Genomic DNA, 12,386 nt, shown 5'->3' with positions numbered 1-12,386 from the left:
GTTGGCACTTCGTGCCCAAGCACTTAGGTAAACGCTTTAAATCGCGTTTCTTGTCGCAGGTTGAGCTGACCTCGCAGCCTGATCACGCGCTCATTGATGTCATCACGATTCCGCGCACGCAGAGCACCAGCCCGTGGAAGCAGCTGGCAAGCCGCGTTATCTGGGCCATGGGACTCTTGGTTTTCGTCACCATCGTCGTCTTTTTTGACGGTGATGGCTACAGCGAAGACCTGTCCTTCCTCGATGCCGCTTATTACTCAGCGGTGTCGTTGACCACTGTGGGCTATGGCGATATTGTCCCGGTGACTCCCACCGCGCGCTTCATTAACCTCATTATCGTTACCCCGGCCCGCCTGCTCTTCCTTGTTTTATTGGTCGGTGCTACCTTGTCGGTTCTGACGGATCGAGCCCGCCGCACCTTTGAAATCCAGAATTGGAGAAAGCAATTGCGTAACCACACCGTTGTCATCGGCTATGGCACCAAGGGTGCCGGTGCGGTCGCCGCGCTCATCGCTGATGATGTTCCCGCCTCCCAAATCGTGGTTGTTGATAACAACCGCGCGGCCCTGGCCAGCGCCGAGCACCACGGCCTCGTCACCATCTATGGCTCCGGAACCAAGCAGGACGTCCTGCGCATCGCCGGTGCGCAGCACGCCTCCTCCGTGGTGGTGACTCCGTCCACGGACGATACCGCGGTGCTGTGCACGTTGTCCGTGCGAGAGCTTAACCCTAAGGCCAAGGTGGTCGCGTCTGTGCGTGAATCTGAAAACCGCCACCTTCTCCTTCAATCTGGCGCTGATTCGGTGGTGACCTCGGCGGAGACGGCCGGCCGCCTCCTGGGCCTCGCTACCGTAACGCCAACCGTGGTGGAGATGATGGAGGATCTCCTCTCACCAAATGAGGGTTTCTCCGTGGCGGAGCGCGCAGTGCGCGAATTCGAGGTGGGCTCCAATCCACGTCACCTCGCCGACATTGTTCTGGCGGTTCTGCGCAACAACGAGCTACACCGCGTCGATACGGCAGACGCGTATGCACTCAAGCCTGGTGACCGCCTGCTCTATATCAAGCATGAGATGCAGCAGGCTGCGGAAGATACCGATGAAGACGAGGATGAAGGCAACTAATGTTCCTGCCCGTCACCGAGACTGGCCTTGTCCCGGTATCGCCACAAGGCCAGCCGGTCTTTCTGGCTAAGCCGGCGGGGGAGATCGTGGTTGCGGCCGGGGATATTCACGCTTTCCTGGTGGAGTCCGAGGCCGCCGAGCGGCTCGGTACACTGCGCGATGCCACCTTCTTTAACGGTCAGCGCGACATTCTCAAAGCCCTGCATCTGATCCGTAACCGTCGGGAAGCGCGCTTTGATCCACGCACTGGGCGGGAGCTGTCCTACCCTGCGCCAGGGGGCGTGGGACATGATGGCGAACGCCTCGTCTTTCCCCGCTTGGATCCCGCCGTCATCGGCATCATTCACCACGCGGAGTCGGACCGTATCCTGCTGGCTCGCAACCGTCACCGTCCAGGATTCTTTTCACTCATCGCCGGCTATGTCGATCCCGGCGAGACCCTTGAAGAAGCGATGATCCGCGAGGCACTTGAGGAAACCGGTCGTCGCGTTGAGTCAGTTTCCTATTGGGGCTCGCAGCCCTGGCCGCCTAGTGGCTCTTTGATGGTGGGCTTTTCCGCGGTCACGGAGGATGTCCAGCCCGTGTGCGATACTGACGAAGAGCTCGCAGAAGTGCGGTGGGTGTCCCGCGCTGAACTGCCAGAACTGACCATTGCCCGCAAGGGTTCAATTGCACACACGATGATTATGGAGTGGTTCCACGGTGATGAGACCGGATCTGTCCCTGCTCGATGAAGACCAGCGAGCCGCAGCCACGGCGCCGCGCGGCCCAGTCTGCATCCTGGCGGGTGCCGGAACGGGTAAGACCCGCACGATTACCTATCGCATCGCTCACATGGTGGACCAGGGTTTCGTCAACCCGCAGCGCGTTCTGGCCGTCACCTTCACCTCTCGCGCCGCGAGTGAAATGCGCGAGCGGCTCAACCAGATGGGCGTTGGGGGAGTACAAGCCCAAACCTTTCACGCCGCAGCGCGCCGCCAGTTGAAGTACTTTTGGCCGCAGGTTGCTGGGGATCTGCCCTGGCAGCTCATTGACAACAAGTTCAGCCTGGTCGGCCGCGCGGTCCGCTCGCTTGGCTTGGACAACAACAAGGACACGATTCGTGATTTCCTGGGGGAAATCGAATGGGCAAAGTCTTCACTGATTAGCCCCGAGGGCTATCCCGGTATCATCGAATCCACGGACCGCGAGGCGCCGGGGGATCCGGCCAAGGTGGCGGAGGTCTTCCGCCGCTATGAGGACATGAAGGCCACCCCGGATCTCATGTACCTCGATTTTGATGACTTGCTCATGCACATCGCCGGCGCCATCGAGAACGTGCCTGCGGTGGCGGAGGTCTTCCGTGAGCAGTACCGAACCTTTGTGGTGGACGAGTATCAAGACGTCACCCCCTTGCAGCAGCGAGTACTGGAGGCCTGGTTGGGGGAGCGCGATGACCTGACGGTCGTGGGCGATGCCAACCAGACCATCTATTCCTTCAACGGTGCTTCCCCGGAGTATCTGCTGAATTTTTCCCGCACCTACCCGCAGGCCACCGTGGTCAAGCTGCAGCGAGACTACCGCTCCACCCCGCAAGTGACGGACCTGGCTAACGAGGTCATCTCGAAGGCCACGGGCCGCGCGGCGGGGACCCGCCTGGAGTTGCAGGGCATGCGCGAGCCTGGACCCGAGCCCACGTTTAAGGCCTATGAGTCTGAGGAGATTGAGGCCAAGGAGGTCGCGGGCCAGGTTCTGACCCTGCTGAACCAGGGAGTGAAGGCTTCCGAAATCGCAATTCTTTACCGCATCAACGCGCAATCAGAGCAGTTTGAGCAGGCGCTTGCTGACGCTGGAGTGGTTTACCAAGTCCGCGGTGGCGAAGGCTTCTTCCGCCGCCCAGAGATTTTAGAGGCCATCCGCGTGCTCATCGCTGCCACGCGCCGCGATGATTTGCCGAATGATCCGGTGGCTGTGGCACGTGCGGCCTTCGTGGAGCTGGGGCTGTCCGCCACGGAACCGCAGGGTGCGCAGGCCCGCGAGCGCTGGCAGTCGCTCACGGCCTTGGTGGACCTCATCGCGCAGATCGTGGAGGACCACGAGGGGATAGACCTGCCTGGCGTGCTAGGAGAGCTGCACCGCCGCTCCGAAAACAAGCACAACCCCACGATGGAGGGCGTGACCCTCGCTACCATTCACGCTGCCAAGGGCCTGGAGTGGGATGCGGTGTTCCTCGTAGGTCTCACCGAAAAACTCCTGCCCATTAACCACGCCATCAAAGCCGGCGATGAACACGTGGAGGAGGAGCGCCGCCTCTTTTACGTGGGTATTACCCGTGCACGCGAGCACCTAGCCTTGTCGTGGGCGCTGGCTAAGACCACTGGTTCGCGGGCCTCACGTGAGCGAACCCGCTTCCTGGACGGCGTGGTCCCGGGAATCGAGGAAAGCCAGTCCTCGAACCGTCGCTATCGCCCGCGCCGTTGCCGAGTGTGCTCGGGGCAGCTCAGCAGCCCGGCAGAGAAGGTCCTCGGCCGCCACGAGTGGTGCGAGTATGAGGGTGATGAGGATGTCTTCAACGCGCTGCGCGCGTGGCGGGCGTCGGTGGCGAAGGACTCTCAGGTTCCTGCCTACGTCGTCTTTTCTGATGCCACCCTGCAAGCGATTTCGGAGGCTCTTCCAGCCAACGAGGCGGAGCTGCTGGATATCTCCGGGGTGGGCCCCTCGAAGCTGGAGCGCTATGGCGCGGAGGTTCTGCAGATCATTGCTTCTTCCCGCGGCTAAGAGGAACTACGAAGCAGCGCAGTACGTGCAGCGAGGATGTTCCATGAGAAGCCTCCGTTGCTCTAGGCCGTAGAGGTCTATCTCCGTGAGTTCGCCGGCGAGCGGCTTGCCACCGGGCGCTCCTGGCGGGGCCGGCCTTCCCAAGAGCCGGCGAATAATCACCACCGCATGCATCACTATCGCAGTGCGCACGATTGGGTCTCCCGGTGCTTCCACTGCCGCGGCGCGGTGGGCCACCTCGTGCCATAGCTCGTCTGATTCGATGCGGTGCAGGTGCGCGCATAGCGGGCAGGGGCCAGCCCCGTCGATGCGAACCGGTCCGATGATGCCGCGGGCATCGATCATAGATACCGGCAACCAGGTGGCTGGGGAATTGTGCATGGCCTGTGCCCATTCCGTGGCGCCATCCAGCATGTCGACAGCCACGATAGGCAGGTGCCCGGCCACGTTTGCGATGTACTCGGCGGGGGTTTCGCTGTGGAGAGGGGAGCGTGGTTGAAAGGAATCACCAAGCAGGACATCGCGCAGTTCATTGGCCAGGGCGGAGGTTCCCAGCACGGCCACGCGCTGCGGCCGGGGCGCCGGCCACAGAACTCGGTAGCTAATCAGATCCTCCACTAGGCTGCGGGCAGCTGAGGGGCTCATGCCCGTATTCTCAATGGATTTTTCAATGGTTTGTCGGGTCAGCGGCGTGCGCAGCCTGTTGAGCAAGCCTGCCAGCTGTGGGTGGGCTTCGAAAACCCCGACGCGCGTGGCATCCATCCCACACTGGAGCATTCCGGGTTCACGCTCAAGAATCGTGGTTTCCGGCGCCAGCATGTACGTCTGTGCACTCAAGACTGTCCTCCCCGTTTTTATGACCCACCCCAGGTGTGTTTAGACACCATTGCACCACAGGTAGAATGCCCTGTCATGTCGAGCAATCCCGAGGTACGCGTCATCCGTTCAGCCCGGCGCCGTCGCACCGTCCAAGCCCGCGTGGTCGACGGTGTTCTGGAGGTGCGCATCCCCGCTTGGATGTCAGCGGCGGAGGAGCGCGAAGCGGTGGATGGCATCGTGGCGAAGGTGCGCAAAAAACAAACCTCTTCGCAGCTTTCCGACGATTCCCTGGCCGACCGCGCCCGCACCTTGAACACTCGCTTTCTGGAGGGCCGCGCCACGGTGGGTTCCATCCGGTGGGTGAGTAACCAAAAATCCCGCTGGGGTAGCTGCACTACCTCAACGGGAGATATTCGGATTTCTGACCGGCTGCAGGATGTTCCTGACTACGTCCTCGACGCGGTCATCATCCACGAGCTGACGCACACCTTCATCCCGGGCCATGGTCCGGACTTCTGGGAGTGGGCTGACCGCGCGCCCAAAGCGGAGCGCGCGAAAGGATACCTCGAGGCGTACCAGCGTTTCCGCTAGTTCTCTTCCTCCGGCTTGTCCTTTCTGTTGTCGTCGCCGTCGGCGTCTGTGTCCTCACCAGTGCTGTCGCTGGTGTTATCGCTGGCATTGTCACCGGAATCCTGTTGGCGGAGCATCTCCTCCAGCTTGGAGAATTCTGCCTCAAAGCCCTCATCAGGGGTGTCATCGAGCAAACCGTCGATGAAGGACGCCGGGTTCTCCAGGTGCTCGGCCGTGGGCAGAAGATCCGGGTGGTCCCAGGCGGAATCGCGCTTATCGGAGCCTACCGCGACGGTGGCGCGGCGCCAGAGTTCAGTGGCGGCCTCCACCTTCGGGGCGTTGAGCTCGATGCCGACAACTTGGGAGAAGGCCTTCTCCGCGGAGCCGCCAGTGGAGCGGCGGTGCGCCCACGCTTCAGTCATTGCTTTCGTGGACGGGATGCGCTCTCCGAGTGCTTCGGTCACGACGTGCTCTACCCAGCCCTCGACGAGTGCCAAGAGGGTCTCCAGGCGGGAAGCCGCGCCCGCGTTGCGAGAGGTGATCCGCGGGGACAGGTCCATGCCTTGTAGCTTGCTCATCGCGTCCTGGATGGCCTGCGGGTCGCCGGATTCCAGGTTGAGCTCGCGGGTAGCTTCCTCGATGTGGGAGGTATCAATAACCAAGCCCATGGCGTATTCCTCAACGGAGGAGACGAGGCGCTCGACCAGCCATGGCACATGCTTGAACAGGCGCTGGCGGGCAGCTTCACGGGCCCCAATGTAGACGAGCACCTCCTGGCCCGGAACGTTGAGATCACGCGCGATGGCCTGAATATTGTGCGGCAAGAGTGCGGTGGTGCTTGCTGGGGAGACCGGCAAGCCGAAATCAGAACCGGTCAATGCCTGCGCAGCCAGATCACCTAGGGCGTGGCCCAGCTTCATACCGAAGTTCATGCCGGACATCGAGTTCATCATCGAAGTCATCGGGCCCATCATCTCGCGGGCCTCCTCCGGCAAGGATTCCAGCTGCGCGGAGTTCATGTGCTCCGCCACCGGGGTGACCATGCGCTGCCACATCGGCAGGGTCGAATCCAGCCACTGCGCGGAATTCCAGGCAGTGACGGTGCCGGATGCGGTGGGGAGAATCGTGGCATCATCCAGCCACAGTTCCGCCAGCCTCACGGCTTCTTGCACGGCGGTGCGGTCCTGCTCGCTGACCTCTTTATCGCCGGAGATCTGCTGGTGCGCGATGCGCTTGGCCAAGTCATAGTTGACCGGGCCGGAACCCTCCGGGGAATTCATGGAGGAGCCCATGCCGGACAGCATCTGGCCGAACTGATTCAATAGGTCTCCTAGGCCACCGTTGCCCGCGCTGAAGCCGAAGGCGCCGAACGGGTTCTGGTCGCGACGATCGTTATCATCGTCATCGTCGTTATTGGGGAAGGAAAAACCGAATCCGTTGCTCATGGGGCCTAATCTACTAGGTTTCCTAGCGCGGATTCTAGGACCACGGCAACGCTGAGAGCGAACAAGCATCACGAGGCTGTAGGCTGATCCTCCGTGAAATCTTCGCAGAACCCCCGAACTCGCCGCCTGTCCACCCTGACGTGGGGAGCCATTCCGGTGGTGTTGACGGGAGCCCTGCTCAGCGTTGACCACATCCCCGGTACCGACATCACCCTGTCGGTGCCGTACGCCGCCGAAGGACCAGGTCCGACCGTGGACACCTTGGGTGAAGTGGAGGGAGAACCGGTGGTCAACGTCGAGGCCCCAGAAACGTTCCAGCCGCAGGGGCATCTCAACATGACGACGGTCTCCGTGCGCACCAATATGACGTTGGCTCAAGCTTTGGGGCGGTGGCTTTTCACCGATGACACCATCGTCCCCATCGACAGCGTCATCCCGCAAGGCAAGACGGATGAGGAAGTTCAGGAAGCCAATCAACAGGCTTTTACCCAGTCTGAGTCAGCGGCCACCGTCGCCGCCATGAACTACCTGCACAAGCCCGTGCGTATCGAGGTAGCACAGGTGCTCGACGACGGCCCCGCAGCGGGCGCGCTTGACGACGCCGACATCATCACCGCCGTCAACGGCGACAAGGTCACGGAGCCTGGCCAGGTACAGGAGAAGATCCGCGCTCTTAAGCCCGGTGATGAAGTGAAGCTGGGGATTATTCGCAAGGGCGAGGAAAAGACTGTCCGGGTCACCCTCGGCTCTCACCCCGAGCAGGAGGACGTGGCCCTGCTAGGCATCCTTATGACCTCGGTGCCCACCGAAGACATCACGGTGGATTACAACCTGCAGGACATCGGCGGCCCCTCGGCTGGCATGATGTTTACCTTGGCGGTGATTGACAAGCTCTCTAGTGAGGATCTCACCGGCGGCCGGTTTGTCGCCGGCACCGGCACTATTGGTGAGGACGGCGAAGTCGGCCCCATTGGCGGTATCGTCCACAAGGTCCACGCAGCGCAGGAAGCGGGCGCCGAACTATTCCTCGCCCCAGCCGACAACTGCGCGGAGGCGGTCAGCCGCGATACTGGGGACATGGTGGTGGCCAAGGTCCACACGCTGGACGATGCCATCGAGGCCATGCAGGACTTTGCGGAGGGCAAGCCCGTCGAGACCTGCGAAGGTTAGACCTTACACCAAGCCAAGCTCCTTGAGGCGCTCCTCCGGATCGTCCTGATCCGTGGAGATCATCTGCTGCATGATGAGGCCCTCATCGTTGTCAACGACGGTGAGGATGGCCGTGTTGCCCAGCATGGACCAGCCCACGACGCGGTTGCCGCTGTCCTCGATGACGCGGGAGCTGCGCAGCTCGGTGAGCACCTGGGTGGTCTGGGAAGCCTTGGTCTTGGACTTGAAGAACTGGAACTGTCCCACCTCGGAGCCGGAGCAGTTGAAAGAATCCGTCACGCCATTGGGATCGCAGCGGTCGAACTGCGCGAAGATCTCTTCCGGCACGAGGCCACCGAAGATCTTATAAGCCTGCTCCACAGAGTCGGTGAACTTGCCGCTGGGCTCCGCGGACTCGCTGGCGTCCTTGTCTTTGTCTTTGCGGTCGGCGTAGCTGCGGGTTGAGGATTCATCCTCCGCCTCCGAGCTGTCTGCAGACTCGGAGGTGGCGGGAGTAGTCGTCTCGGATTCCTCAGCGGAGGTTGCCGGGGCCGGGGCGCTGGTCTTCTCCGCGGCGGCGGTCGTTGCTTCGCTCGCAGGCGCTGGTTCAGGGGAGGGGGCATCGTCCTTCCCACATGCGGAGAGCAGGCAGCCGGTGGCAAGCACGGCCGATGCTGCGGCGGTGAAGCGGGATGTCAAGCGCACGAGAGACTCCTCTATCAATTGCGTGCCCAGCCCTGAGAGCTGAGCGCTAATGGCCACTGCAGTCTGAGTTTAGTCGATTAGAGCATTTCCTCCGGATCTTGCTCCAACCCGTAGCGCAGTGCAGCGATGACCCCAGGCGCCACATTCGGTCCGCCACGCAGTTGGATATCGTCCTCCGCGAAGGGGCCGGCCTCCGCCAGTTCTTCCTCGGTGGGGCGTAGCTGCAAAAGCGTGAGCTCGGCGCCATCGTCGTCGAAACTCTCCGCATCGGCTGTGGAGCTTCCGTCCAGGGCGGTGGCTCGCAGGACTCCGGAGAAGAGGCGGGCGGGACGGGCGTCGCCAAGCGCGGCGTCCGAGGTGTCCTTAAACATGATCTCCTGTGCCAGAATGACGCCGGCGATCTCTCGCGGCCATGCTAGCCGCGAGACGTAGTCCGCGAGGTGCTCCGATCCCGGTTCGATGCCTTCCGGCAACTCTTGCACCACGAGGGTGAGGGGAGAGGAGTCATCGACGTCCCCAAGCTGGGCGGCCACCAGCTCAGTAGGGACGAGAGCAAAAAGGGTAGGAGGCGCATCCCAGCCTTCGGCGTGGATGAAATCCACGGCTTCGCGCATCGCCTTGTTGAGCGCGCGGTGTACAGCGGGCTGGGAGGAAGGTTGGGAACTCATAAGCGTCCTTGTTCGTTGACGGTCATAGTGCTTCTCTAGACTAGAAGCTTGATACCTCTATATTCGCACGACACTTGATTGGAGCTGGAGTTGGCTTCCGGACTCAACCGACCCGCCGCCCCGATGAAACGTCCGCCCAAATTTCTCTCGTGGGTTGTCGCCATCATCGCGGTCCTCTTGTTCATTGGCCCCATGTTGGTGGGCTTCTACACGGATTGGAAGTGGTTCGGCGCGATTGAGTACCGTGGGGTCTTCACCAAGACCCTGGTGACGCGCATCGTCCTCTTCATCCTCTTCGGCCTCGTAGCAGCGGCTGTTACGTACGTTGCGGGCCTGATTGTGTGGCGGGGGCGCGGTGACTCGATGGACATGGCGGACTTCAATTCCCCCGTTTATCAGTACCGCAAGTCCATTGAGAGCACGATGAGTGTCTTCCTCAAGGTCATCCCGGTGCTTGTCGGCGTCGTTTCCGGCCTGTTGGGGCAAGCCAACTGGCGGACCGTCATGCTCTTCCTCAATTCTCATGACTTTGGGGTGGCCGACCCGCAGTTCAACCACGACCTTGGCTTCTACGCCTTCCGTTTGCCGGTGTGGTCAATGCTGGTCAGCGCTGCTTCCATGCTGGTCGCAGTGTGCTTCCTCATCGCACTCGTGGGGCACTACATTCTTGGCGGCATTCGCTTGGGCAATCGCGCCGCCGGCGTGCGTGGTTCGCTGTCGAAAGCAGCGCGCACGCAGCTCGCCGTCACCGGTGGCATTTGGATGCTGCTCCAGGTGGCTGGCTACTGGCTGGGGCGCTACGAGTTGCTGTACAACCAGCACTCGCTGTTTACGGGTGGTTCCTACACGGACATCAATGCCTACCTGCCGGCAAAGATCATCCTCATGATCATCGGCGTGTTCGTGGCCGTGGCGATCTTTTCTGCAGTGGTCATTAAGGACCTGCGCATCCCTGGCTTGGCCGTGGTGCTCATGGTGCTGTCCTCCTTGGTCATTGGCCAAGGCTGGCCGCTCATCATGGAACGCTTCTCCGTGAACCCGAACCGCCAGGCTAAAGAGGCGGAGTCGATCTCCCGCAACATCGAGTCCACTCGCTTTGCCTATGGCCTCACAGACGACAAGGTGACCTACGAGGAGAACTGGGGCGCGGAGGACGTCGCCGATGACAAGGTTGCCTCGGATGACTCCACCATCTCCAACCTGCGCCTGCTGGACCCGGACATCTTGGCGCCGACGTTTACTCAGATGCAGCAGCTGAAGAACTTCTACGGCTTCCCAGAGACGCTGGCGATGGATCGCTATGAAATCGATGGCGAACTCCGTGACTTCGTGGTCGCAGCCCGCGAGCTGGACCCGAACGAGCTGCAGGAGAACCAGCAGAACTGGATTAACCGCCACACCGTGTATACCCACGGCAATGGTTTCATTGCGGCGCAGGCCAACACAGTCGATGAGGTAGCTCGTGATGCCGGTTCGGCCCGTGGTGGTTTCCCCATCTTCACGGTGGCGGACCTGCAGACCCAGGCGGGCAAGGACGCCGAGGGTGAGGGCGAAACCCAGAATGCTGAAGAATCCCTCGGTATCAAGGTGGACCAGCCGCGAACCTACTTCGGCCCGGTGATCGCTAGCGCCCAGGATGGGATGGACTACGCCATCGTGGGCAAGACGGGTGATGAGTCCGTCGAATACGACACCGATACCTCCACCTACACCTATGACGGCAAGGGTGGCGTCGACATCGGCAACATTGTTGACCGCACTGCCTTTGCGCTGAAGTACCAGGAACTCAACTTCCTGCTCTCGGACCGCGTGGGGCCGGAGTCCAAGCTGCTCTATGACCGCGACCCGAGCGAGCGCGTGGAGAAGGTTGCTCCCTGGCTGACGACGGATTCCTCCACCTACCCGGCGGTCATCGATGGCCGCATCAAGTGGATTGTCGATGGCTACACCACCTTGGATTCCCTGCCGTATTCGCAGCGCACCTCCCTGACGGAGACCACCCAGGACGCACAGAACCCGACGGGCACGACGCAGCGCTTGGTCAACGATCAGGTGGGCTATATCCGTAACTCGGTGAAGGCGACTGTCGACGCTTACGATGGCACCGTCGATCTCTATGAGTTCGACACCGAAGACCCCGTGCTTAAGGCATGGGAGGGTGTCTTCCCGGGCGTCGTCAAGCCCGAGTCGGAGATCTCCGACGAGCTGCGTCAGCACATGCGCTACCCGGAGGACATGTTCAAGGTGCAGCGCAACCTGCTGGCCAAGTACCACGTAGATGACCCGGGCGTCTTCTTCAACAACGACGCCTTCTGGTCCGTGCCGGAGGATCCGACTGCCGGTGAATCCCAGGGGCTGAACCAGCCGCCGTACTACGTGCTGGCTTCCGACCCGGAGACCAACAAGCCGAGCTTCCAACTCATCACCTCCTACCGCGGTCTGAACCGTCAGTTCCTCTCTGCACACATGGCGGTGTCTTCTGACCCGGAGACCTACGGCGATATCACCGTGCGCGTGCTGCCGACGAATACCCAGACCCAAGGCCCCAAGCAGGCGCAGGACGCTATGATGTCTTCTGATCAGGTGGCTCGTGACCGCACACTGTGGCAGGGCTCGAATGACCTGAAGAACGGTAACCTGCTGGCCCTGCCGGTGGGTGGGGGAGAGATCCTCTACTTGGAGCCGATCTACTCGCAGCGCAAGGGCCAGGAGTCTGCGTTCCCGAAGCTGTTGCGCGTGCTGGTGTCCTACAAGGGGCGCGTGGGCTATGCGCCGACGATTGGTGAGGCCCTAGAGCAGGTCGGCATCGACCCGAAGGCCGCCCAGGACATCACCGAAATTGAGGGTGACTCCGGCAAGCAGACGGAGAAGGATGACGAGGAGGCCAATGCCGCCGATAAGAAGGACGAAGAGAAGGACTCTGAGTCTTCCGCACCGGCCTCCGCTCCGAAGGCATCTGACGAGGGTGAGGCTATCGACGCCATCAACAAGGCTCTCGATGGTGTAGACAAGGCCAAGAACGGCTCCTTTGAGGAGTATGGCAAGGCCCTGGACGAGCTCGATAAGGCAGTGGAGGACTACCGCTCCCTGCAGTCTCAGTAAGTCCGGATAGGTGCCGGCGAAAACTCGGCGCCTCACCTATGAAATGG

General features: G+C 61.6%; 10 protein-coding genes. 6 read left to right on the top strand and 4 right to left on the bottom strand.

Features of this window, described 5'->3' with window-relative positions; translation table 11 throughout:
- Positions 1–11 precede the first annotated feature (11 nt).
- Genes HMPREF2537_RS05505 through HMPREF2537_RS05495 form a run of 3 tightly spaced genes read left to right on the top strand, consistent with a single transcriptional unit; the run spans position 12 to position 3,881 of the window.
- Positions 12–1,124 carry a potassium channel family protein gene (locus HMPREF2537_RS05505; RefSeq protein ID WP_070526192.1) on the top strand — a complete coding sequence of 371 codons (1,113 nt, stop codon included), beginning with the start codon at positions 12–14 and terminating at the stop codon, positions 1,122–1,124.
- A complete protein-coding gene (locus HMPREF2537_RS05500) occupies positions 1,124–1,858 on the top strand; it encodes an NAD(+) diphosphatase (RefSeq protein ID WP_070446118.1) in 735 nt (244 codons plus the stop codon). The genes HMPREF2537_RS05505 and HMPREF2537_RS05500 overlap by 1 nt, the downstream gene beginning before the upstream one ends.
- The gene (locus HMPREF2537_RS05495; protein WP_210383624.1) at positions 1,830–3,881 is read left to right on the top strand and encodes an ATP-dependent DNA helicase UvrD2; all 2,052 of its coding nucleotides are present in this window, start codon (positions 1,830–1,832) and stop codon (positions 3,879–3,881) included. The genes HMPREF2537_RS05500 and HMPREF2537_RS05495 overlap by 29 nt, the downstream gene beginning before the upstream one ends.
- Positions 3,882–3,887: 6 nt before the next feature.
- On the opposite strand, the gene HMPREF2537_RS05490 is transcribed toward HMPREF2537_RS05495, so the two are convergent.
- Entirely contained in the window at positions 3,888–4,718 is an 831-nt protein-coding gene (locus HMPREF2537_RS05490; RefSeq protein WP_070526187.1) for a hypothetical protein, read from the bottom strand.
- A 75-nt stretch (positions 4,719–4,793) separates the two neighbouring features.
- Between HMPREF2537_RS05490 and HMPREF2537_RS05485 the strand changes: the two genes are divergently transcribed.
- Positions 4,794–5,291 carry a M48 metallopeptidase family protein gene (locus HMPREF2537_RS05485; RefSeq protein ID WP_070526185.1) on the top strand — a complete coding sequence of 166 codons (498 nt, stop codon included), beginning with the start codon at positions 4,794–4,796 and terminating at the stop codon, positions 5,289–5,291.
- Here HMPREF2537_RS05485 and HMPREF2537_RS05480 read toward each other — a convergent pair.
- Entirely contained in the window at positions 5,288–6,715 is a 1,428-nt protein-coding gene (locus tag HMPREF2537_RS05480; RefSeq protein ID WP_070526182.1) for a zinc-dependent metalloprotease, read from the bottom strand. The genes HMPREF2537_RS05485 and HMPREF2537_RS05480 overlap by 4 nt on opposite strands.
- 93 nt (positions 6,716–6,808) lie before the next feature.
- Between HMPREF2537_RS05480 and HMPREF2537_RS05475 the strand changes: the two genes are divergently transcribed.
- Complete coding sequence (locus HMPREF2537_RS05475; RefSeq protein WP_070517854.1) at positions 6,809–7,885, top strand: YlbL family protein; 1,077 nt, start codon at positions 6,809–6,811, stop codon at positions 7,883–7,885.
- A 3-nt stretch (positions 7,886–7,888) separates the two neighbouring features.
- Here HMPREF2537_RS05475 and HMPREF2537_RS05470 read toward each other — a convergent pair whose 3' ends face one another.
- Positions 7,889–8,569 (bottom strand): beta-N-acetylglucosaminidase, encoded by a 681-nt coding sequence (locus tag HMPREF2537_RS05470; RefSeq protein ID WP_070517855.1) that lies wholly within the window; start codon positions 8,567–8,569, stop codon positions 7,889–7,891.
- Positions 8,570–8,646: 77 nt separating this feature from the next.
- Entirely contained in the window at positions 8,647–9,237 is a 591-nt protein-coding gene (locus tag HMPREF2537_RS05465) for a PPA1309 family protein (RefSeq protein WP_070526180.1), read from the bottom strand.
- 123 nt (positions 9,238–9,360) lie between these two features.
- Here HMPREF2537_RS05465 and HMPREF2537_RS05460 point away from each other — a divergent pair, with 123 nt between their 5' ends.
- Positions 9,361–12,339, top strand: a complete 2,979-nt coding sequence (locus HMPREF2537_RS05460) for a UPF0182 family protein (protein WP_070526177.1) — start codon at positions 9,361–9,363, stop codon at positions 12,337–12,339.
- The last annotated feature ends 47 nt before the right edge of the window (positions 12,340–12,386 follow it).

It is taken from the genome of Corynebacterium sp. HMSC074E01 (assembly GCF_001808885.1).
Classification (GTDB): Bacteria; Actinomycetota; Actinomycetes; order Mycobacteriales; family Mycobacteriaceae; genus Corynebacterium.
This window is presented reverse-complemented; position numbering and strand designations above follow the sequence as displayed.

Coding starts and splice junctions, on each gene's coding strand:
- HMPREF2537_RS05460 (WP_070526177.1), top strand. CDS start 9,361: ATGAAACGTCCGCCCAAATTTCTCTCGTGGGTTGTCGCCATCATCGCG.
- HMPREF2537_RS05495 (WP_210383624.1), top strand. CDS start 1,830: ATGAGACCGGATCTGTCCCTGCTCGATGAAGACCAGCGAGCCGCAGCC.
- HMPREF2537_RS05485 (WP_070526185.1), top strand. CDS start 4,794: ATGTCGAGCAATCCCGAGGTACGCGTCATCCGTTCAGCCCGGCGCCGT.
- HMPREF2537_RS05500 (WP_070446118.1), top strand. CDS start 1,124: ATGTTCCTGCCCGTCACCGAGACTGGCCTTGTCCCGGTATCGCCACAA.
- HMPREF2537_RS05480 (WP_070526182.1), bottom strand. CDS start 6,715: ATGAGCAACGGATTCGGTTTTTCCTTCCCCAATAACGACGATGACGAT.
- HMPREF2537_RS05465 (WP_070526180.1), bottom strand. CDS start 9,237: ATGAGTTCCCAACCTTCCTCCCAGCCCGCTGTACACCGCGCGCTCAAC.